Source organism: Christiangramia sabulilitoris (assembly GCF_007050985.1).
GTDB lineage: Bacteria > Bacteroidota > Bacteroidia > Flavobacteriales > Flavobacteriaceae > Christiangramia > Christiangramia sabulilitoris.
Genome location: NZ_VHSF01000001.1, coordinates 847,576 through 869,502, shown reverse-complemented (window position 1 = coordinate 869,502; position 21,927 = coordinate 847,576). Strand labels below are relative to the sequence as shown.

Below are 21,927 nucleotides of genomic sequence, written 5' to 3'. Positions count from 1 at the left end.
GGTTATTCCAATTTGATTTTTTCTTTATTCTCTTTCAGCCAGCTCCTGAAATTCTTTAATTCCGGATTCAGTCTTCGCGTGGCACTGATATCGCGCATAGTGCAAAAATATTCCTCTTCTTCCACTTTGAACTGAAACATGTTACCCAGGTCATCAGCGCCATCAAAATCAAAATTCCTGTAAGTCTCCGGATCTACCGCATTATATTTTACTTTTTTACCATAAACTTCAGTAAAGATTTCTGCCATCTCATTGCCGGTTAGATGTTCACCTGCAATCGCCACGATTTTATTTTTATAAGTGTCACCTGCTTTAATGATATTGTAAGCACATTTTCCAATATCTTCCACGGCAATGCCCGGAAGTCGTTTATTGCTCATGGGAAAAGTAATGGCCAGCTCTCCGTCTTCTCCTTTTTGAGGACCCATCCCAAAATAAATAAAATTCTCCCAGTAAAATGAAGTGAAGAGCAAAGTGTAGGGTACATTGTTATTAGTGAAATAATCATCTGCCTCGCCCTTGGCATCAAAATGCGGAACCTTATATTTTCCCATCAGGGTAGGCATACGGTCGTCATCCAGCGGGATCCATTTTCGCGTATCCTCCAGGGTGGACCAGATCATATGTTTAAGCCCGGCTTCCTTACCGGCTTCTGCCATATTTTTTGCCTGCTGCATTTCCCTTTCAGGAGAAAAGTGCTCCCAGAAATTGGTAACACAATATGCGGCATAAGCTCCTTCAAAAGCTTTTATGACGGTTTGTTTTTCGTCGATATTTGCTTCAACTACTTCTGCTCCCATCTCCTTTAATTCTTTTGCTTTATCTGAAGAGGGATTGCGAGTGATCGCCCTTGCTTTGAAACCGCCTTCCGGATCGTTAAGAATAGCCCGGACCAGACCGCTTCCTTGTGCGCCCGTTGCCCCGACAACAGCAATAATCTTTTTGTTTTCCATTTTTTTAGATATAAAAGGTTGATAATCATAAAGTTAAGTATATTATATTTAATTTTGAAGGCGACCTGAATGAAGTTTTAATAGGTGTTATATTTGGATTTTTATCACTGGCATTCAGGTTTTTACCGTGGAAAATTCCTTCTTTCAAAATTTTATGTATTTTTGAAGCAGTGAAAAAAGCATTTCAACATATCATTTCTCTTTGCATGGCCTTTATGGTGATGTTGTCTACGATGTCTTTTACCGTAGATAAACATTTCTGCGGAAGTCATTTAGTAGATCAGGCAGTGTTTTCTAAAGCGAAAACCTGTGGCATGCAGATGAGCACAGATATGGAAGGTCACTGTTGTACCAATCAAAAAGTTTCGGTTGAAGGACAGGATGAATTAAAGGTTTCTTTTGATTCTTTCGATTTCCAGCAGCAGCTTTTTATCACCACCTTCAGTTTTACCTATTTTAACCTGTTTGAAAGTTTACCCAAACAGATCATTCCTTTTAAAGATTATTCTCCTCCCTTACTGGTCACAGATATACAGCTGGCAGACCAGGTTTTTCTTATTTGATTTTAAGGTTTTACGCATGTTTTCAGGAGTTCTTTAACGCCTGTAGCAGCGTTTTTATGTCCTTTTCTGAACCATTCTAAATGGTTTCCAAAATCAAATTTGAAAGATAATGTTCAATAAAATAATAAAATATTTTATCTATAACCGGCTGGTAGCAGTACTTATGGTGCTCGCACTTATTGGCTGGGGACTGGTAACCGCTCCCTTCGACTGGGATACAGGTTTTCTTCCGCAGGATCCGGTGCCGGTAGATGCCATTCCCGATATTGGGGAAAATCAGCAAATAGTTTTTACGGAGTGGCCGGGCAGATCACCCGAAGATGTGGAAGACCAGATCACCTATCCATTAACCAGTTCCTTACTTGGGATTCCGGGGGTCAAATCTGTACGAAGTAGCTCCATGTTCGGTTTCTCAAGCATCTATATCATTTTTGAAGAGGATGTTGAATTTTACTGGTCCAGGTCCCGGGTTTTGGAGAAACTCAATTCTCTACCTTCAGGTCTGTTACCTGCAGAGGTACAACCCTCCCTGGGCCCCGATGCCACTGCGTTGGGACAGGTTTTCTGGTATACCCTGGAAGGTCGTGATAAAGATGGTAATGTGACCGGGGGATGGGATCTTCATGAACTAAGGAAGATTCAGGATTACTATGTGAAACCGAGCCTTAGTGCAACTTCAGGTGTTTCTGAAGTCGCTTCGGTAGGAGGTTATGTGCAGGAATATCAGATTGATGTAGATCCTGACGCTTTAAAGGCCTACAACATCGGTATTAACCAGGTGATGATGGCCGTGAAGAATTCTAACCGTGATGCTGGGGCAAAAACACTGGAGGTCAACAAGGTTGAATACCTGGTGCGTGGTCTTGGTTATATAGAATCTATAGAAGATATTGAGAATACGGTGGTGGCTGAGGTCAATAATACACCCATTCTTATAAAGGATATTTCCCGGGTGCATTTGGGCCCTGCCGAGCGCAGAGGTATGCTGGACAAAGGTGGTGCTGAGGTTGCCGGTGGAGTAGTGGTTGCCCGCTACGGTTCCAATCCTTTACAGGTGATTAAAAATGTAAAAGAAAAGATCACTGAAATTTCGACGGGTTTACCTACTAAAACTCTCCAGGATGGAACGGAATCCAAACTTACCATTGTGCCGTTCTATGATCGTACGCAGCTTATCAATGAGACCATTGGTACCCTGGAACTGGCTTTATCACACGAGATATTAATAAGTATTATAGTGATAATCGTACTGGTTTTAAATCTCAGGGCATCAGTACTCATCTCAAGTTTATTACCCGTAGCGGTCTTAATGACCTTTATAGCCATGCGCTATTTTGGCATAGACGCGAACGTGGTAGCCCTTTCGGGGATTGCCATTGCTATTGGAGTCATGGTAGATGTGGGAATAGTATTCGTTGAAAATACCATACGCTGGCTGGAAATGCCTGAAAATAAGAATGCCCGCGGCAAAAAATTACTGGAAGTTATATATGCTGCCACGGTTGAAGTAGCCCCGGCTATAACGACCGCACTACTTACTACCATTGTTAGCTTTATTCCTGTATTCTTTATGGAAAATGCTGAAGGGAAATTGTTCCGTCCACTGGCCTTTACTAAAACCTTTGCCATTGCCGCCGCTTTCATCGTTGGTGTCTTTGTACTGCCGATGTTATCCTATTATACTTTCAATTTAAAGGTCGGTAAAGAAAAAAGCCGGAAGATCTGGATTATCGTTCTGATCGTCTCCGGGATTATCCTGGCACTAATATTTTCTTTCTGGTTGCCTTTGGCGCTCACACTTATAGGTCTCGTGAAATTATTTGAAGATAAAAACCCTGAATTTCTGGGGCGCTATTCAGACAAGATCACTTTAACTATCACCCTGGCAGTAACGCTGTTGTTCCTGGCTGAAGAATGGATGCCTTTAGGATTTCAGAAAAGTATTATCTCCAATTATGTATTTGTGATCATTTTGCTGGCGATCACATTGGTTTTGCTGATGGCCGTGGTGAAATTTTATGAACCTATCCTAAATTGGTGTTTAACCAATAAAGGGAAATTTTTATTCCTGCCAGTCATAACCATTTTCTTCGGATTGATGATATGGCTTGGTTTTCCTAAAATATTCGGTTTTGTGGCTACCGGTTTCGACCAGGTGGGTTGGAACATTAAAAAATCGAAGGTCTGGTCTGGATTAAGCCACAGCTTCCCTGGTGTGGGAAAAGAATTTATGCCCGCATTAAATGAAGGGAGTTTTCTTTTAATGCCTACCACTATGCCTCATGCCGGGGTGGAATATTCCAAACAGGTGGTACAGCAACTGGATATTGCGGTGACCAACATTCCGGAAGTAGAAATTTCTGTTGGAAAACTTGGTCGTATTGAAAGTGCGCTGGATCCTGCTCCGGTGTCCATGTTTGAAAATGTGATCAATTATAAGCCCGAATATATTCTATCTGAAAGTGGAAAACCTCTGAAATTTAAGGTAGATGATGAAGACAGGTTTATCTTAAGATCTGGCGATTCGTTATCTAACGAAGCCGCGGTATTGCGCAATATTTCCAAAGAGCAGCTTATAGTACATGAGGATGGGGAATATTACCGAAACTGGCGAGAGCATATCAATAATCCTGATGATATCTGGGATGAGATCGTACAACGTACAAATCTGCCCGGGGTCACCTCTGCACCAAAATTGCAGCCTATAGAGACCAGGCTGGTCATGCTGCAAACAGGAATGAGAGCTCCCATGGGGATCAAAGTGTATGGTCCCGATCTTAAAACCATTCAGGATTTTGGGATCCGGCTGGAAAACCTTTTGAAACAGGTACCCTCGGTAAAATCTGAAGCCGTATTTGCAGACAGGGTGGTGGGGAAGCCATACCTGGAAATCGATATTAACCGGCCGGCGATAGCCAGGTTCGGGCTTAGCATAGAAGATGTTCAGCAAACCATAGAAACTGCCATTGGAGGAATGGAAATTACCACCACCGTAGAAGGCAGAGAACGCTTCCCTGTGAGAGTGAGATACCCGCGAGAATTAAGGGATGATCCTGAGGCCGTAAAAAGAATCCTTGTACCCACTTCTTCGGGAGCGCAAATACCTTTAGGCGAGCTGGCCGAACTTAATTACGTGCGTGGCCCGCAAATGATAAAAAGTGAAGATACCTTCCTGGTAGGTTATGTGCTTTTTGATAAGAGGGATGGTTATGCCGAGGTGAATGTGGTGAATGACGCCCAGGATTTTATTCAGGAGAAGATCGATAACGGGGAATTAAAAGTGCCGGCCGGGGTGAGTTACAAGTTTTCAGGAAATTATGAGAATCAGGTGAGAGCGGTAAAACGTTTGTCTATCCTTATTCCTATTTGTTTACTTATCATATTTCTGTTGTTGTATTTCCAATTCAAAACCGTTATTGCATCTACTATTCACTTTTCCGGGGTATTTGTAGCCTTTGCCGGTGGTTTCATTATGATCTGGCTATATAGCCAGGGATGGTTTATGGATTTCGGAGTTTTCGGGACTAATATGCGGGATCTTTTCCAGATGCAGGAAGTGAACTTAAGTGTGGCCGTATGGGTTGGATTCATTGCACTCTTCGGAATTGCCACGGATGATGGTGTTCTCATGGGAACTTATATCCACCAGGTATTCGAAAGAAGACAGCCCCAAACCGTGCCAGATGTACGCGATGCGGTGATGGAAGCAGGTAAAAAACGGGTACGCCCGGCTATGATGACCACCGCGGTGACCATTATCGCTCTGTTCCCTGTGCTTACCTCAACCGGAAAAGGATCTGATATCATGGTGCCAATGGCTATCCCCATCGTGGGCGGAATGATCATACAGATCATGACCATTTTCGTAGTGCCTGTTTTACAGGCATACTGGAGAGAGGGAGTGGTTAAAAAACAAGAAAGACTCGAATCATGAAAACACTAAAAATATATATTCAAAAGGGTCTGTTCCTTTTTTGCCTGTTCCTAACTGGTGGAATTATAAAGGCACAGCAGATCGAAGATTACCTGAGACTGGCTTCAGAAAATAACCCTGAAGTGAAAGCTGCTTACAGCAATTTTGAGGCGGCACTTCAAAAAGCACCCCAGGTATCTGCATTGCCAGATCCTACCCTCACGGTGAGCGCTTTCGGGCAAATGATGGAAACACGACTGGGTTCTCAGGAAGCCAGGTTTACCCTGATGCAAATGTTTCCGTGGTTTGGGAAACTGGAAGCTGAAAAGAGTACGGCCTTATTAATGGCTGAAGCTAAATTTCAGAAATACCTGCTTACACAACAGAATCTATTTCTTAAAGTAAAATCTGCCTATGCTGAAATGTATGCTGTTTCAGAAGAAATTAAACTGAAACAAAAGAATCTTGAAATTCTTGAATCTTATAGAAAACTGGCTCTGAACCGTTTTGAGTCGGGTAGTGCGCCTATGGTAAATGTGGTGAAAGTAGATATTAACAGGGAAGAAGCGATTATCGGAATAGAATTGATGCAGGAAGAGCTAAAAACATTAAAAAGGCAATTCAATTATCTTTTGAACAGGAATGCAGATGCTGAGGTTGTGATCCAGGATAACCTGGAATTGGTTAATATTCCTGAACTTTTGGTCACTGCTGAAAATGCCTCTTTTGAGGATCATCCCGAAGCAGGCATGCTGGAGAAGGAAAAACTGGCTTTCGAAAATGAGCAGCTGGTCGCAAAAAAAATGGGTATGCCTATGATAGGTCTGGGTGTTGATTATACCATAATTGCCAGGCGCACCGATGCGAACCCTGCGGATAATGGAATGGATGCAATCATGCCCATGCTATCTGTTAGCCTGCCCATATTCCGAAAGAAGTATAATGCGAGGATCAAAGAATCAAAACTTATGGCTCAGGCCAGTGTGCAGCAAAAAGAAGCTGTGATCAACGACTTAAAAAGTGAGTTCGAAATGGCATCATACAATTTAAAGAAGTCGAAGCGGCTAATTGAACTTTATGATAAACAGATAGAAAGTTCTGGACAAGCTAATAAATTACTGATCTCAGGCTTTAGTAATGCGAGCTCAGATTTTGAGGAGGTTCTGCAGATGAATCAGGATATTCTCATGTTCCAAACCGAAAAGATAAATGCGTTGGCGAATGCTTACAAGGCTGCTGCGAAACTTCAGTTTTTATTATTTAAAAACAATACAGATGAAAACGAATAAAAAAAATATACTAACCGGCCTGGCCATTCTCATGGGGGGAATATTATTGGGATGGTTGTTCTTTGGTGGAAATAATAAGGAAACCAAAGAGGAAGAACATACACATTCTGTTCAGAATCAGGATGAGGTCTGGACCTGTTCCATGCATCCGCAGATAAGGCAGCCTGAACCCGGAGATTGCCCTATTTGTGGGATGGACCTTATTCCGCTTAGTGTCGAAGAGAATTCCTTGGACCCCGAAATGTTTAAACTGAGTGAAAACGCCATGAAACTTGCCAATATTTCTACTATGACCGTAGGAACGGGTGAGGCTTCCAAAGAGCTTCGACTTAATGGTAAAGTTGAGGTGGATGAAAGAAACTCTTATACCCAGGCGACCCATATCCCGGGAAGGATCGAAAAACTAAACGTGAATTTTACCGGGGAAAAAGTAAATCGTGGTCAAACCCTCGCAGTTATTTATTCCCCGGCCATAGTAACCGCCCAGGAAGAATTACTGCAGGCTCAGGAAATTAAAGAGAGTCAGCCGGAATTATTTGCGGCAGCCAAACAAAAACTTCGGAACTGGAAAATAAGCGATGCCCAGATAGACCGCATGCTTAGCAGAGGCGAACCTATAGACCGGTTTCACATCTCAGCAGACGTAAGTGGAGTGGTAACCGAATTAATGGCAGAACAAGGTGATTATCTTGAACGTGGAATGCCGGTGTACAAGATCGCCAATCTGGATAAGCTTTGGATACTTTTCGATCTTTATGAGACCGATCTTAATTGGGTAAGGGAAGGAAGCATGGTGGAATACACGGTGCAATCCATACCCGGACAGACCTTTGAAGGAAAAATCGATTTTATCGATCCTCTTTTGAATAACAATACCAGGGTAGCTACAGCCAGAATTGAGGTTTCTAATAAAGAATTGAAGCTAAAACCGGGAATGTTCGTAAGCGGGCTGGTGAAGAATAATATTTCAGGAGCTGAAACCCAGGAGATGGTTATTCCTAAATCGGCAGTTTTATGGACTGGTGAAAGGTCTGTAGTCTACATAAAAGAAAACGCAGAGACTGGTGCTGGCTTTAAACTAAGGGAGATCACCTTAGGCCCTGCGCTGGGAGATTCATATGTAGTACAGGATGGCTTGCAGAAAGGTGAGGAGATCGTGGTTAATGGGACATTTACGGTAGATGCAGCAGCGCAATTACAGGGAAAAGCATCCATGATGAACCCTCGGGAAGTCAAACCCGGTGAAGATCCAGAAATGAAAATGGAGATCCCGGGAAACTTTCAGAAACAATTTGTGCCGGTCCTGGCAGAATATTTCGAGCTTAAAGATGCATTGGTAGCTTCAGATAAAGAAAAGGCCAAAGCAGCCGCCTATAAAACTTTGGCAGTATTGAAAGAAATGAATTTGGCCGGTTTTAGTAGTATGATATCTACTCATCTAAAAACAATTCAAAAGATGCTTCAGGCAATTTCTGAGAATGATACCCTGGAAAATCAACGTGATCACTTCATTGTATTATCTGAAAATATGATCGCCCTGGCTTCAAACATGGAATTTGAGGAAATCGTTTATGTTCAATTTTGTCCAATGGCTAATAATAATCAAGGAGCAAACTGGTTGAGTCTTGAAGAAGAGATTCAGAACCCATATTTTGGCGAAGCTATGTTGACCTGTGGCGAAGTGAAAAAGAAAATTAAATAAGAAAACTTGCTGATGATATTATTAAAGCTCAGGAAAAGGAGATCGCTGAAATGAAGAAAATGACCAAACGCCTGGAAGATAGATAAGTATGGTAAAAAGAAAAACAGCAATGAACATCAGGAAAGCGCATCGCTACCTGGGGTTATTTATCGGGATTCAATTTATTATGTGGACCGTTAGTGGATTGTATTTCAGCTGGACAGATCTTGATGAGATCCATGGAGATCAATTTAAAAAAGAACAACCCGTGCATACGGCTTTTGCAAATCTAAAAAGCCCTACAGAACTGGATCCGGCTTTGAAAGTCACCTCGGTGAAGCTTCAGGAAATTTCCGGGGAACCCTATTATTATATCAATGATGGGATCTTAATGGATGCGCTTACCGGTAAGAAAATAAATGAGATAAATAAGCAACAGGCGCTGGATATTGCCTCAAGGTATATGAAAGAAGGCTTCAGGATTTCTGGTATAGAACGAATTACTGAAACAGGGAAACACCACGAATACAGGGAAAAGTTACTCCCGGCATGGGTGATATCCTATGATACAGATGAGAACCTGAAGGCCTATGTGGGTGCACTAACCGGTAATTTCAACACGGTTAGGCATAGGGACTGGCGCTGGTTCGATTTTCTCTGGATGACGCATACCATGGATTATGAGGGAAGAGATGATTTTAATAATATGTTACTAAGGTCTTTTTCCTTATTGGGACTTATTACGGTACTCAGCGGTTTCCTGTTGTGGTATATTTCTTCACCTACAGTTAGAAAATTAATACAACCAAAAAAGAGAAAAAAAAAGAAGGTGTCAACCTAAACAATTAATTACGTCAAATACTAATATTAAATAATCAGAAAAATGAAAAGGAGAGTTAGAAGTTTAATTAGCATGAGTCTTATAGCAGGAAGTTTGTTATTTGCATCTTGTGGTGACTCGAAAAAAGAGGAAAAGGAAGTAGTGACTGAAGAAAACCATCCTCATCAACATTCAGAAAAAACGGCAGACCATAAATCCACAGAGGAAGCCATGGCATCGTTCAATGATGAAACCATAAAAAAGGCTTTTGATGAGTATGTAGCGGTGAAGGATGCATTGGTTCAAACAAATCCTGTAGCTGCTGCTGAAAAAGCTGCCAGTCTTCAATCAACGCTTACAGAGGTTAAACCTGAGATTGCGGTAGTTGCGGGTAAAATTGCCGGAGCAGATGATGTTAATGTGCAAAGGGAACTATTTTCAGAGTTAACAGCTGCAATGGAGCCTGTATTGAAGGAAGCGATTACATCAGGTAAGATCTATAAACAATTCTGCCCTATGGCTTTTGAAGGAAAAGGAGATTACTGGTATTCTACTTCAGAAGAGATCATGAATCCTTATTTTGGTGATAAAATGCTGAAGTGCGGAAGAGTGGATGAAACAATCATGTAAAAAAAATTAAATACCTGCATTATCTTAAGATGGTGCAGGTATTCTTCTTTTTTTCAGTTGATCGAAATTGTTAATAAACTATTATTTAGCATTTCTGTAAACATTCTTCTTCACTGAATTCTTAATTTGATGGAACAACCAATCAAATTAGGTATATGCTATTTCTTCTCATCGCCGGGATACTGTTGTATCTCGCTACCGTACTGGATGTCATACAGACTACACTTTCCATGCAGGGAGGTGGATGGTTAACCAGCAGGTTTTCACATAATTTCTGGAAATTTCTTCTGGTGATCTCCGGCCGTAATGGAAAGTCGAAAATTCTTGCTCATGCCGGCTATATCCTTTTATTGATCATAGCATTGATCTGGGTACTTTTTCTATGGCTTAGTCTAACTTTGATCCTGTATTCATACAACGGAGCTATTATAGACGCCACAACTAAAATACCTGCGAATTTCTGGCAGATAGTTTACTACAGCGGTTATAGTATTTCTACCTTAGGGATGGGAGATTATGTGCCTTCTGCAGATATCTGGAGGATAGTGACCAGTATTTATTCATTTACAGGACTTATTCTTCTCACCATGTCTGTAACATATTTTATTCCGGTGCTCTCTGCTGTGATCGAACAGCGTAAACTTGGAATTAAAATGAGCACCCTGGGCAGCAGTCCGGAGGTAATTGTTCTGAGTTCCTGGAATGGCAAAAATTTTCAACCCCTCATACGTAAGATCGATTCACTATCTGACGCGATCATAAAATACAGCCAGCAGCACCGGGCCTATCCGGTAATCCATTATTTTCATAATAATAAAGAGAAGAACGCCATAGTTCTGCAATTAGCCAGGCTATATGAAGCTTTGCTTATAATTACTGAAAGGGTTAAGAAAGAATATCAGCCCGATCCTGAAGATTTAAAACCTTTGTTTGTAGCCTTCGAGAATTATTTTGAGGTAATTTCAGAAGTTACCCATATTACCCCGGTTAAATCCATGCCACCGGTTTCGACTATCAGCAAACTGGAGCAGCAGGACCTGGTATTAAAACCTGATGGGAAAGATTCCTTTGAAGGAACTTATGATACTTATAGGAAATTTTTCAAAACCCTGGTAATTCAGGATGGCTGGAGTTGGGACCAGGTAGATGTAAAAAGTTCTTAATAATTAAAAGGCAGCGTTAAACTTTTTCTAATGCCCGGGCATCTTAGCATAATTTTAAAAGTGAATTATCGCGGTCTTTCTAACTTTAAGATATAACCAATTAATTATAAGTTATGAGAAATGAAAAGTTGATAAGCGCGCTTGGGAATTGTATTAATCATTGTAATTATTGTGCCGATGCCTGTCTGGATGAGGACGATGTTAAAAAAATGGCAGATTGTATAAGAACTGATAGAGTTTGTGCCGAAGTCTGTTCCACTCTCAACCAGGTTCTGGCCACCAATTATAAGGATGTTCAGGGTCTTGTGGAATACTGCAAAAAAATCTGCCAGGCCTGTGCAGACGAGTGTGGAAAACACGAAGCGCAGCATTGCCAGGATTGTGCAAAAGCCTGTAAGGAATGTGTTAGTGCTTGCGAGACCTATCTCGCCTAAAGATTAGATGCCCGGTTGCAATAGTAAACCGGGCATTTTTATTTTCGGGGAATATTTACTGAACCAAAACCTGAGAGATTTCCATAGTTTATCTTTGCCTCATGACTTAATAAAATGGTTAACAAATAATGAAACATACATATAAAGTCAGCGGAATGAGCTGCAATGGATGCAGATCTCATGTAGAAAAAACCCTTTCTGAAGTAGAGGGTATAGCTGGTGTTGAGGTAGACCTTAAAGCGGGAGAAGCTGAAGTGGAGATGGAAAGGCATGTAACTTTGGAACATCTTGAAGAAGCCCTTTCTGCGGCCGGTGGAAATTATCATATTTATGAACCGGAAAAGTTTGCTGACGGGTCCATGACCCATATTTATAAAGTTACCGGAATGACCTGTAATGGTTGTCGCTCCCATGTGGAAACTACTCTTAATAGTGTTTCAGGCGTGACCAAAGCCTCTGTAGACCTGGTGAAGGCACAGGCAGAGATTCGTATGAGTAGCCATATTCCTATAGAAGATTTTAAAAAGGCTCTGGGGGAAGCAGGTGGTGGTTACAACATTATGTGGTCTGAGGAAGAACCCCCAAAGAAAAAAAAGCAGGAGCAGCAAGGCGTAGGCACAGGAACCTGGTATTGTCCCATGCATTGCGAAGGAGATAAAACTTATAATAAACCCGGCGACTGTCCTGTTTGCGGGATGGACCTGGTAGAGGAGGTAAGTGCAGCTACTAAAGTGAAATTTACCTGCCCTATGCATCAGGAAGTAGAAAGAGATGAACCGGGAGACTGCCCTATCTGCGGGATGGACCTGGTACCAATGGAACCGGAACCATCGGCTGAGGAAAAAGGTTATAAAGCTCTTTTAAAGAAATTCTGGATTGCGGTAGCGTTTACGCTGCCGGTATTTCTGATCGCTATGTCTGAAATGTTTCCGGATAACCCCTTGTATGAAATGGCAGATATAAAGGTTTGGAACTGGATTCAGCTAGTGCTTTCGCTACCGGTTGTTTTTTATGCGACCTGGATGTTTTTTGAGCGGGCCTGGAGATCTGTAAAAACCTGGAACCTCAATATGTTTACCCTTATTGGAATAGGGGCAGGGGTAGCCTGGGTTTTTAGCGTTTTCGGTCTTATATTTCCTGATTTTTTTCCCCCGCAGTTTAAAACTGAAGCAGGTACAGTGCATGTGTATTTTGAGGCAGCAACGGTAATTCTTACCCTGGTATTAATGGGACAGGTACTGGAAGCAAGGGCGCACAGCAGAACAAATTCTGCGATTAGAGAGTTATTGAAACTCGCACCCAATAGTGCCGTTCGGGTAAAGAACGGAAAAGAAGAAACCATTTCTATAGATAGCATCAGGCAGGGAGATATTTTAAGAGTGAAACCAGGGGAGAAAATTCCCGTAGATGGAACTATAACAACCGGTAGTTCCAGTATTGATGAATCCATGATCACAGGAGAACCAATTCCAGTGGATAAAGCAGAGGGCGATAAAGTAAGTTCCGGAACTATAAATGGCAATAAAAGTTTTACCATGACGGCAGAAAAGGTGGGGGATGAGACACTTTTAGCGCAAATCATAAAAATGGTAAATGAAGCCAGTAGATCACAGGCACCTATTCAAAAACTTGCCGATAAGATCTCAGCTTATTTCGTTCCCATCGTAGTAGTTATTTCGGTACTTACATTTATTGCCTGGGCGATCTGGGGCCCTGAACCTTCGTATGTCTATGCACTTGTAAATGCCATTGCCGTTCTAATTATTGCATGCCCCTGCGCTCTTGGTCTGGCTACTCCCATGTCTGTCATGGTGGGTGTTGGCAAAGGTGCAGGAAACGGGGTTTTGATCAAGAATGCCCGTGCCCTGGAAGAAATGAATGCAATCGATACCCTGATCATTGATAAAACCGGTACCATTACCCAGGGAAAACCTTCTGTAGAAAGGGTAGTGCCTGTGCATCCTGATTTTACAGAGAAGGAGATCATTAGATTGATCGCTTCGGTGAACGCTCAAAGCGAACATCCCCTCGCTACCGCAACAGTTAAACATGCAGATACCGAAAATATAAACTACGGCGAAGCAACAGAATTCAATTCGGTAACCGGGAAAGGGGTGGAAGCAATTTTTGAAGGCAAACGAATGTCTCTGGGAAATGATAGTTTAATGCAGGCTAAAAATGCTGAAATCCCGAAAGCAATCCTGAAACAGGTTTCAGCTGAACAGGATCAGGGAAAAACGGTTTCTTTTCTGGCGGTTGACGGGAAAGTTGTGGGATATATTACTATTTCAGATAAGATCAAGCAGAACAGTAAAGATGCTTTGAATGAACTTCAGAAGGAAGGCATTAAAGTGATCATGCTTACCGGGGATAATGAGAAAACAGCCGGAGCTGTGGCCAGAGAATTGAACCTGTCTGATTTTAAAGCAGGCATGTTGCCACAGAATAAAATGGAAGAGGTTAAAAAGCTTCAGGCAGCAGGTAGAAAGGTGGCTATGGCCGGAGATGGTATCAATGATGCGCCTGCCCTTGCCCAGGCAAATATTGGGATTGCCATGGGCACCGGAACCGATGTTGCTATAGAAAGTGCGCAAATCACCCTGGTGAAAGGAGATCTGAAAGGAGTTTTGAAAGCAATCAGGCTTAGCGAAAAAGTAATGAGGAATATTAAGCAGAATTTATTTTTTGCCCTTATTTATAATAGTCTGGGTGTACCGGTTGCGGCGGGAGTCTTATATCCTTTCTTTGGATTATTGCTATCCCCTATGATCGCTGCCCTGGCCATGAGTTTTAGTTCGGTATCTGTAATTGGAAATGCGCTGAGGTTGAGGAATGTAAAACTATAATAATAGGACTGTGTCATTCCGACGGAAGGAGGAATCTCTTCCTGCGCATGAGATTCTTCACTGCGCTATCGCTACGTTCTGAATGACATTAAATCGAAAACGTCACCCTGAATTTAATTCAGGGTCTAAAAAAATTGAACTGGATGTTATCCTGAACTTGTTTCAGGATCTGTTCGATTAGCTGAATCTCCCGAAGCATCGGAGCAGCTTGACGAAAAAACAATAAGAATAAGAAAATTTTATTTATGCAGGAATTTTTGAATAAATGGGGAGAAGCAGCCTACACCACCAGTGGATTTTTCTGGATGGCCTTATGGGCTTTTGCCCTTGGATATGTAATTAGTAGTATGATCCAGGTCTTTGTAACCGAAAAGAAGATGCAGCAAACTATGGGGGAAGAAGAATCGAAAGGCCTGTTGCTGGGTACCTTTTTTGGATTTATAAGTAGCTCATGTAGTTTTGCCGCCCTGGCCTCCACGAAAAGTCTGTTTAAAAAAGGTGCCAGCTTTGTCTCTTCAATCGCCTTCCTGCTGGCTTCAACAAACCTGGTAATAGAATTAGGAATCATTATTTCCATATTTCTGGGATGGCAGTTCGTGGTAGGAGAATATGTAGGAGGAATTTTATTGATCCTTATCAGCTGGTTGTTAATTCGAATTATCAATCCTAAAAAGCTTATCGAAAATGCCCGCAAAAAGCTGGATGATGAAGATGATGATGAGGAGAACTCAGACAAATCCTGGAAAAAGAAGATGAAGTCTGAGACCAGCTGGGCAAAAGTTGCTCAGCAATACGGGATGGAATGGAAAATGGTGTGGAAGGATGTTACGGTTGGTTTTACCATTGCCGGTATTGTTGCAGCCTTTGTTCCCGATTCTTTTTTTGAAACCTTGTTCATCAACAGTGGGCAGGGAAAAACTGAATTTGGTTTTTTTACCATCCTGGAGCATATCATCGTTGGACCGGTTGCAGCTTTCATAACCTTTATAGGCTCAATGGGGAATATTCCGCTGGCTGCTTTACTATTTGGTAAAGGAGTAAGTTTTGCCGGGGTAATGGCCTTTATATTTAGTGATCTTGTGGTGTTTCCTATCTTAAGGATCAATGCAAAATATTATGGTTGGAAAATGAGCTTTTTTATCCTGTTCCTGTTATTTGCATCCCTTATTGGAGCATCCCTTACTTTACATTATTGTTTTGACCTGTTTAATATTTTACCAGATCCATCCCAGGTTAAAATTCAGGATGCAGAATATTTCGCGATAGATTATACTTTCTGGCTTAACATGGCTTTCCTGGCTATATCAGGATTTTTGATCTATCTCGGTTTTTTTAAAAGGGATGATGTAATGTTTATGAAAGAAATGGCTCCTAAAAGTAAAGTCCTGGAAAATACATTGAAATATCTGGCTTTCGCCTGCTATTTATGGATAGTTGGAGGACTAATAATAAAGTTTTTCGTGAATTAAAATGGAAAGCTTAAACCTCCCATTTAGTCAATAAATTCTAATTCTTTAATTTTTGAGGTGCAGGTCTTCCCATGCGCCTTTTTTTCTGCAAGCCTTCCCATTTGGTAAATTGCTCTTCGGTTAAAATAGATCGAAGTTCACTTTTATTTTCTTCGTCTATTTCTGTTATTTCCCTTCTCTGCTCACTGTTCTCATCTCTGATCCCTTTTCTTATTTCACTAGTTTCCTCGGGTAATTCGCTTTTTTCCTTAAGCTGCTTGGTGTAGAGAGCAATAAGGTTTTGCTCCTGCCCTTCAGTCAGATCTAATTGCATGGCCAGTAGCTAAGCCTTCAACCTGGCCATTTCTTCAATACTTATTTCTGGCTGTTGTTCAGAAAGATCCTGGGAAAAACCGGTAAAGCTTAATAAAATAAAAGATAGGACGATTAATTTTTTCATTAGCATGTTTTATGTTTCTTTTTACGAGACCTTACCTGGGCTACTAAAATAAAAATGCAGCTATAAATTATGGAAAGCCAGGTGTTTAAAGATTGCTATTCGATCTTGTCACCTTTGTTCTTTTTTAGTTTATAAGCCTTTTCATTCATTTTCATTTCTCGCTCATGCATTCCTTTCCACCTAGAAAACTGGTTTGCATTAAGAATAGCCTTCATGTCATCCTTGAAATCCTGCTGAATTTGCTTTCGTTGCTCCATCATATCTTTTTTTTCTTCTATCATGGAATCTTTCGAATTCAACATTGCGGTTTTGAGATCTTTTTCATTCTCTAATCTTTTTAAATGTGCTTCCCTTATCTTTTCTTTTTGCTCGAGATTCAAACTAAGCCTGGTGGCCATTTTATCTGCATAGATCATGGCCCGTGCCTCCTGATTATCATGATCCATAACGCTTTTAGAATCATGCATCGACTCCATCTTTTTCTCTTTTTTTATCTGGGCCAGGCCGCTTACCGAAAGAGAAAGTACCATCGCTACTAAAATTATCCTTTTCATCATCTGATTGTTATTGGTTATACCTATTAAATTTACACCATGTTTCATTAAAAAAATTCTCTTTAACAAAAAAAGCTACCGCTTTTAAACGGTAGCTTCTTTTCATTAAAGTCTAAAAGGCTTATGCCTCCGGGTTTAGTATATGGTCAATTCTTTCCAGAATATCTTTTAAATGATAGCGCGTAAGTGTATCTCCCGTTCGGTTCAGAGAGTTCTTAATCTGTCTTTCCAAAGTCGTTAGTTCTCCTCTAACCACCGGCCTAATATCACTCTGAGAAACGTTTACATCACTTCTGTTGATCCATTGTCTCCATCTGGCAGGAATTTCATCCTGTTCTTCATTCATTAGGTGCTCCATACGTTCCACATAGGCACGCTGAAGGTTTCTGCGATAACGATCAATTCGCTTTCCAGAATAAACCTCACTCCAGATCCCTTTTCGTAGGTCTGTCATCATATCCAGTAGCGAATAAGCATCTTTGCCGTTCACTTCTTCATTTTCCATTAACCTGGCCATTCTTCCGAAATCCAGAATATTATTAAGGGTACGTTGCTGCATTCTTCTTATGCGTTCAACATTTCCGTCAAATTCTATCTTGTTAAAAATCTCCTGGCTAATCATCCATTCCGGGGTGTCGAATAATTGCTCGTTCAGGAATTCCATTGCCCTTTCCTGTGTTTCTTTATCCACGTGAGTGTATACCGCGCCATCCTGGTCGTATGTTTTAGTGTACTTGTAGACACCACCAATATTTGCGGTCACATGTCCCATATATCTATTATATTGAGAAAGTACCTGCGCATAAAGATCTTCCAGGTCTTTGTAATCCTTACCATCTTCAGCGGTCCATTCAATTAAATTGGGAACAATTCTTTTAAGATTCTTGATTCCATATTCACTGGCCAGCATGGCATCATCACCTAGATCTTCAGTTTGAGAACTAGGGTCGATAACTCCACCACCCTGCTGAGCTCCGAATCTGTACATCGGGTCTCCGGCATGTTCCAGGATCCACTCGTCTAATACGGGCTTTTCTTCCTTTCCATCTAATTCAGGAATTGGTCTGTAACCCCATTCGATAGCATACTTATCGTAGGGTCCAATATTTGGCATTAAGGCAACATCTCCATCTTCTGGTTGCGCCACATAATTAAACCTTGCATAGTCCATAATTGAAGGAGCTGTACCAAATTTCTGAGTGAATTCAGGATCTCTTAATTTTTCTACCGGGTAAGCAACACTGCTTCCCATGTTATGAGGTAAGCCTAAAGTATGACCCACCTCATGAGCAGATACAAAACGTATTAATCTACCCATTACTTCGTCTTTAAAAGCCACGTCCTGAGCTTCAGGATTTATCGCTGCTGTTTGCACAAAGTACCAGTTTCTTAATAAGGTCATTACGTTGTGATACCAGTTAATATCAGATTCAAGGATCTCTCCAGATCTAGGATCACTTACGTGGGGTCCGTTCGCATTGGGGATTGGAGATGCCAGATATCTCACTACAGAGTATCTCACGTCTTCCGGGCTCCAGTCTGGATCTTCTTCTAAAGTAGGAGCGTCTTTAGCGATAATAGCATTTTTGAAACCAGCCGCTTCAAATGCTACCTGCCAGTCTTCGATACCCTGCTTGATAAACGGGATCCATTTCTTGGGTGTTGCTCTATCTATATAATAGATGATAGGTTTTTTAGGTTCAACCAGTTCACCATTTTTGAATTTCTCCATGTCTTCATCCCTGACTTCCAGTCTCCATCTGTCCAGGAATTCAACCGTCTTACTTTTTTGTGCAGCTAATCCATAATCTGTCTGCTCTGTAGTGAACCATCCTACGCGCTCATCATAGTATCTTCTTTCCATAGGTACTTCAGGAAGCAGGATCATGGAATTACTGAATTCCAGAGAAATAGATCCCGTGCTTGAATTAGATGGAGGGTTGCCGGCGTTATAGGTTTTTACGTGTCTTATTTCAATATTTTCAGGATAAGACCTTATGGTGTCGATATAAGATCTGCTTTCATCAAGCCTGGAAACTTTAAATCTTTTTCTGGTGCCATCTGGTAGGCCTAAGGCCTGCACATCTTTGGTATAAAGATCTGTTACATCGATTACGGTAGATTTATTGATGGAATCTTTACCAACGGTTTTTACATCAAAGGTTTTAACGATAGGTTCAAAATTAGAATTCGTCACCGCTTCGTGTACCGGAAGAGAATCTGCGGCAAAAACTTCATAAGATACTACCCTAAGTAATACTTTATCACCTTTTTTCTGCCAGCGGTGTACCTGGGTGTTTTGCTTTCCGCCTCCAAAACCAATTCCATTTGCGGTTTTGGCGATACGGGTTACGGTTAACATTTCACGGTTAAAAAGACTATCCGGGATTTCGTAGAAATATTTATTTTCCACCTCATGAACAGTAAATAATCCCTGGTCACTTTTTGCATCTTTGGTGATGACTTTGTTGTAAGGCTTAAGTCCGTTTTTATCTTTTTTTGAATTGTCGGTTGCGGCAGTTTTAGCATCTGCTTTTTTGTTGGGCTGAAAGACAGCACATCCCGAAACCGATAGAGAAAGGGCTAAAATCAGAAGCCTGAGGCTCTGTTTCTTAATCATAGTTAAGTATTTTTTAATTAATAAGATCTTATACTGAAAGTGTTATTCTTCATTGGTTTTTATAAAAAATATGCCTTCAGCACTTCTTGGACTTATTCAAAGTGAAAAGGTTTAAAATAGAATGAGGATCTACTCAAATGTTCCTTTTTACACCTCAAATTCCTATATTAAGAAATCAAAAATTCAAATAACTTAAAAATTTAAGAATGGAAGAAATTGTGAAGATGGTATCAGAAAAAGCGGGAATTACTGAAGATCAGGCTAAAATTGCAGTGCAGGTGGTGGCAGGAATTTTAAAAGACAGAATGCCAGATGCGATGGCCACCCATGTAGATTCGTATCTTAAAGGAGAGGGCGATGCCGGTAATCTTGGTGACATGGCCGGCAAACTTGGAGGTTTGTTTGGGAAGAAATAGACGAATTTCTTCAAAATAAAAACACCTTCCAGAACTTGAAACATTCGCCTGGAAGGTGCATTTTTTATTGTATTGAGATAGGGTTTAAGCGATCTTTATGCTAAGTACTTCATCAACTTTAAAAACCTCGATCATCTTATGTTTTCTCAGGGATTTAATGGTCTTATCCCACTTTTTATTGCTCAAACCACTCTGTTCCTTTACTTTATCAAGATCATGAACTTCATCGTCCTTGAGCAAATTGTAAACAGATTTCTCTTCCTCTGAAAGTTCCACCTGTTTTTTCTCAGGTTTCATTTGAGGGAAGAAAAGAACTTCCTGTATGGACTGCTTGTTGGTAAGGAACATGATCAACCTGTCCATACCAATTCCTAGACCAGAAGTTGGCGGCATTCCGTATTCCAGTGATCGTAAAAAGTCATTATCGATGAACATGGCCTCATCATCACCTTTTTCAGATAATTTCAACTGTTCTTCAAACCTCTCTCTTTGATCCAGCGGATCATTTAATTCTGAATAAGCATTGGCAATTTCTTTACCACAGACCATAAGCTCAAAACGTTCGGTAAGTTCAGGGTTTTCCCTGTGTTCCTTACATAACGGGCTCATTTCCTTTGGATAATCTGTAATAAAGGTTGGTTGAATAAAGTTGCCTTCACATTTCTCGCCGAAGATCTCATCGATAAGCTTTCCTTTACCCATGGTATCATCCACCTCTATGCCCATGCCTTTAGCAGCATCATAAAGCTCCTTTTCAGATTTACCGGTAATATCAAAACCGGTATATTCTTTAATAGCATCGGTCATGCTAAGACGCTTATAAGGTGCTTTAAAGTTGATCTTATGTTCCCCGAAAGTAGCATCTGTGGTTCCGTTTACCGCAATGGCACAATGCTCCAGTAACTGTTCGGTGAAATCCATCATCCAGTTGTAGTCCTTATAAGCCACATAGATTTCCATCGCAGTGAATTCCGGGTTATGAGTTCTGTCCATTCCTTCATTTCTGAAGTTTTTAGAGAATTCATAAACTCCGTCGAAACCACCTACGATCAACCTCTTAAGATAAAGTTCATTGGCGATCCTTAAGTAAAGAGGGATATCCAGGGCATTGTGATGGGTTACAAACGGCCTAGCTGCTGCACCACCGGGTATAGATTGCAGAATTGGGGTTTCCACTTCAAAATATTCTCTTTCATTAAAGAAATTACGCATAGCGTTGAAAAGCTTTGTACGCTTAACAAAAACCTCTTTAACCTTGGGGTTGACCACAAGATCTGCATACCGCTGTCTGTATCTTTGTTCAGGGTCATTAAACCCATCATGGGTATTTCCTTCTTTATCAGTTTTAGGCAGGGGGAGAGGACGAATTGACTTACTTAGAAGGTGGAAGTCTTTTACCATTACGGTCATTTCACCAACCTGCGTCTTGAACAATTCACCTTCGATGCCTATAAAATCTCCAATATCGAGAAGCTTCTTATAGACTTCATTATATTTAAACTTATCTTCCCCGGTACATATTTCATCCCGGTTAAAATAAACCTGGATTCTGCCTTTTGAATCCTGAAGTTCGGCAAATGAGGCTTTCCCCTGAATTCTTCTGGACATGAGCCTGCCTGCGATCACTACTCTTTTTCCCTCTTCAAAGTTGTCTTTGATCTCTGAAGTCAGGTGGTCTACCGGAAATAGGTCGGCTGGGTATGGGTTGATTCCGGCTTTTCTAATAGCCGTTAATTTCTCTCTCCTAATCTGTTCCTGTTCTGATAACTGCTGCATATAACTTTTTTTTCTTGCTGATTCCCTACGCCTAAGTTTGTCTTTATAAATTTCCAAGACCAGATAATCTCTCTTTTTCCGGGAATGTTTTGAGAGTATCCAACAAAAATGCGGTTGCAAATATAGTGACTATCAGCCTGCCACACAACGCAATTAAAAGCCGAAATATTAATTCTATCTTTGCCTGAAAATTTGCTTAAATGAGTTTCTGGCGAGTCATTCTCTCTGTTCTATTTCCCCCATTGGCAGTATATGATAAAGGCTGCGGTTCTATATTGATAGTTCTTATTCTTACGCTGTTGGGCTGGGTTCCCGGGGTGATCGCTGCACTTATAATATTAAATAATCCCAGATCTTAGGT

Annotated in this window: 17 protein-coding genes; 12 read left to right on the top strand and 5 right to left on the bottom strand. The window is 41.0% G+C overall.

Annotated features, from left to right (window positions below; genetic code table 11):
• Positions 1-2: 2 nt before the first annotated feature.
• Entirely contained in the window at positions 3-953 is a 951-nt protein-coding gene (locus FGM01_RS04025; protein ID WP_143409842.1) for an NmrA/HSCARG family protein, read from the bottom strand.
• 170 nt (positions 954-1,123) lie between these two features.
• On the opposite strand from FGM01_RS04025, the gene FGM01_RS04020 reads away from it, so the two are divergent.
• The 10 genes from FGM01_RS04020 (at position 1,124) to FGM01_RS03970 (ending at position 15,761) form a co-directional block, all read left to right on the top strand.
• On the top strand, positions 1,124-1,516 hold the full coding sequence (locus FGM01_RS04020; RefSeq protein ID WP_143409841.1) for an HYC_CC_PP family protein: 393 nt from the start codon (positions 1,124-1,126) through the stop codon (positions 1,514-1,516).
• A 109-nt stretch (positions 1,517-1,625) separates the two neighbouring features.
• Entirely contained in the window at positions 1,626-5,450 is a 3,825-nt protein-coding gene (locus FGM01_RS04015; RefSeq protein ID WP_143409840.1) for an efflux RND transporter permease subunit, read from the top strand.
• On the top strand, positions 5,447-6,718 hold the full coding sequence (locus FGM01_RS04010) for a TolC family protein (protein WP_143409839.1): 1,272 nt from the start codon (positions 5,447-5,449) through the stop codon (positions 6,716-6,718). The genes FGM01_RS04015 and FGM01_RS04010 overlap by 4 nt, the downstream gene beginning before the upstream one ends.
• The gene (locus FGM01_RS04005) at positions 6,705-8,420 is read left to right on the top strand and encodes an efflux RND transporter periplasmic adaptor subunit (protein ID WP_143409838.1); all 1,716 of its coding nucleotides are present in this window, start codon (positions 6,705-6,707) and stop codon (positions 8,418-8,420) included. The genes FGM01_RS04010 and FGM01_RS04005 overlap by 14 nt, the downstream gene beginning before the upstream one ends.
• A gap of 88 nt (positions 8,421-8,508) precedes the next feature.
• On the top strand, positions 8,509-9,240 hold the full coding sequence (locus FGM01_RS03995) for a PepSY domain-containing protein (RefSeq protein ID WP_143409837.1): 732 nt from the start codon (positions 8,509-8,511) through the stop codon (positions 9,238-9,240).
• Between the two features lie 42 nt (positions 9,241-9,282).
• Complete coding sequence (locus FGM01_RS03990; RefSeq protein WP_143409836.1) at positions 9,283-9,849, top strand: DUF3347 domain-containing protein; 567 nt, start codon at positions 9,283-9,285, stop codon at positions 9,847-9,849.
• Positions 9,850-10,004: 155 nt separating this feature from the next.
• Positions 10,005-11,012 (top strand): potassium channel family protein, encoded by a 1,008-nt coding sequence (locus FGM01_RS03985; protein WP_143409835.1) that lies wholly within the window; start codon positions 10,005-10,007, stop codon positions 11,010-11,012.
• Between the two features lie 113 nt (positions 11,013-11,125).
• The gene (locus FGM01_RS03980; RefSeq protein ID WP_143409834.1) at positions 11,126-11,446 is read left to right on the top strand and encodes a four-helix bundle copper-binding protein; all 321 of its coding nucleotides are present in this window, start codon (positions 11,126-11,128) and stop codon (positions 11,444-11,446) included.
• A 128-nt stretch (positions 11,447-11,574) separates the two neighbouring features.
• Positions 11,575-14,292 (top strand): heavy metal translocating P-type ATPase, encoded by a 2,718-nt coding sequence (locus FGM01_RS03975; RefSeq protein ID WP_143409833.1) that lies wholly within the window; start codon positions 11,575-11,577, stop codon positions 14,290-14,292.
• A 245-nt stretch (positions 14,293-14,537) separates the two neighbouring features.
• Complete coding sequence (locus FGM01_RS03970; protein ID WP_143409832.1) at positions 14,538-15,761, top strand: permease; 1,224 nt, start codon at positions 14,538-14,540, stop codon at positions 15,759-15,761.
• A gap of 37 nt (positions 15,762-15,798) precedes the next feature.
• Here FGM01_RS03970 and FGM01_RS03965 read toward each other — a convergent pair whose 3' ends face one another.
• From FGM01_RS03965 to FGM01_RS03955, 3 genes are all read right to left on the bottom strand, one after another.
• Positions 15,799-16,074, bottom strand: coding sequence for a hypothetical protein (locus FGM01_RS03965; protein WP_143409831.1), 276 nt, complete (start codon positions 16,072-16,074; stop codon positions 15,799-15,801).
• Positions 16,075-16,295: 221 nt separating this feature from the next.
• On the bottom strand, positions 16,296-16,757 hold the full coding sequence (locus FGM01_RS03960; protein ID WP_143409830.1) for a hypothetical protein: 462 nt from the start codon (positions 16,755-16,757) through the stop codon (positions 16,296-16,298).
• Between the two features lie 118 nt (positions 16,758-16,875).
• On the bottom strand, positions 16,876-19,374 hold the full coding sequence (locus FGM01_RS03955; protein ID WP_143409829.1) for a zinc-dependent metalloprotease: 2,499 nt from the start codon (positions 19,372-19,374) through the stop codon (positions 16,876-16,878).
• Between the two features lie 206 nt (positions 19,375-19,580).
• Between FGM01_RS03955 and FGM01_RS03950 the strand changes: the two genes are divergently transcribed.
• Positions 19,581-19,790: a DUF2267 domain-containing protein gene (locus FGM01_RS03950; RefSeq protein WP_143409828.1), complete on the top strand. Its 210-nt coding sequence runs from the start codon at positions 19,581-19,583 to the stop codon at positions 19,788-19,790.
• An 84-nt stretch (positions 19,791-19,874) separates the two neighbouring features.
• On the opposite strand, the gene lysS is transcribed toward FGM01_RS03950, so the two are convergent.
• On the bottom strand, positions 19,875-21,566 hold the full coding sequence (gene lysS, locus FGM01_RS03945; protein WP_143409827.1) for a lysine--tRNA ligase: 1,692 nt from the start codon (positions 21,564-21,566) through the stop codon (positions 19,875-19,877).
• Positions 21,567-21,766: 200 nt separating this feature from the next.
• Here lysS and FGM01_RS03940 point away from each other — a divergent pair, with 200 nt between their 5' ends.
• A complete protein-coding gene (locus FGM01_RS03940) occupies positions 21,767-21,925 on the top strand; it encodes a YqaE/Pmp3 family membrane protein (RefSeq protein WP_143409826.1) in 159 nt (52 codons plus the stop codon).
• Positions 21,926-21,927 lie beyond the last annotated feature (2 nt).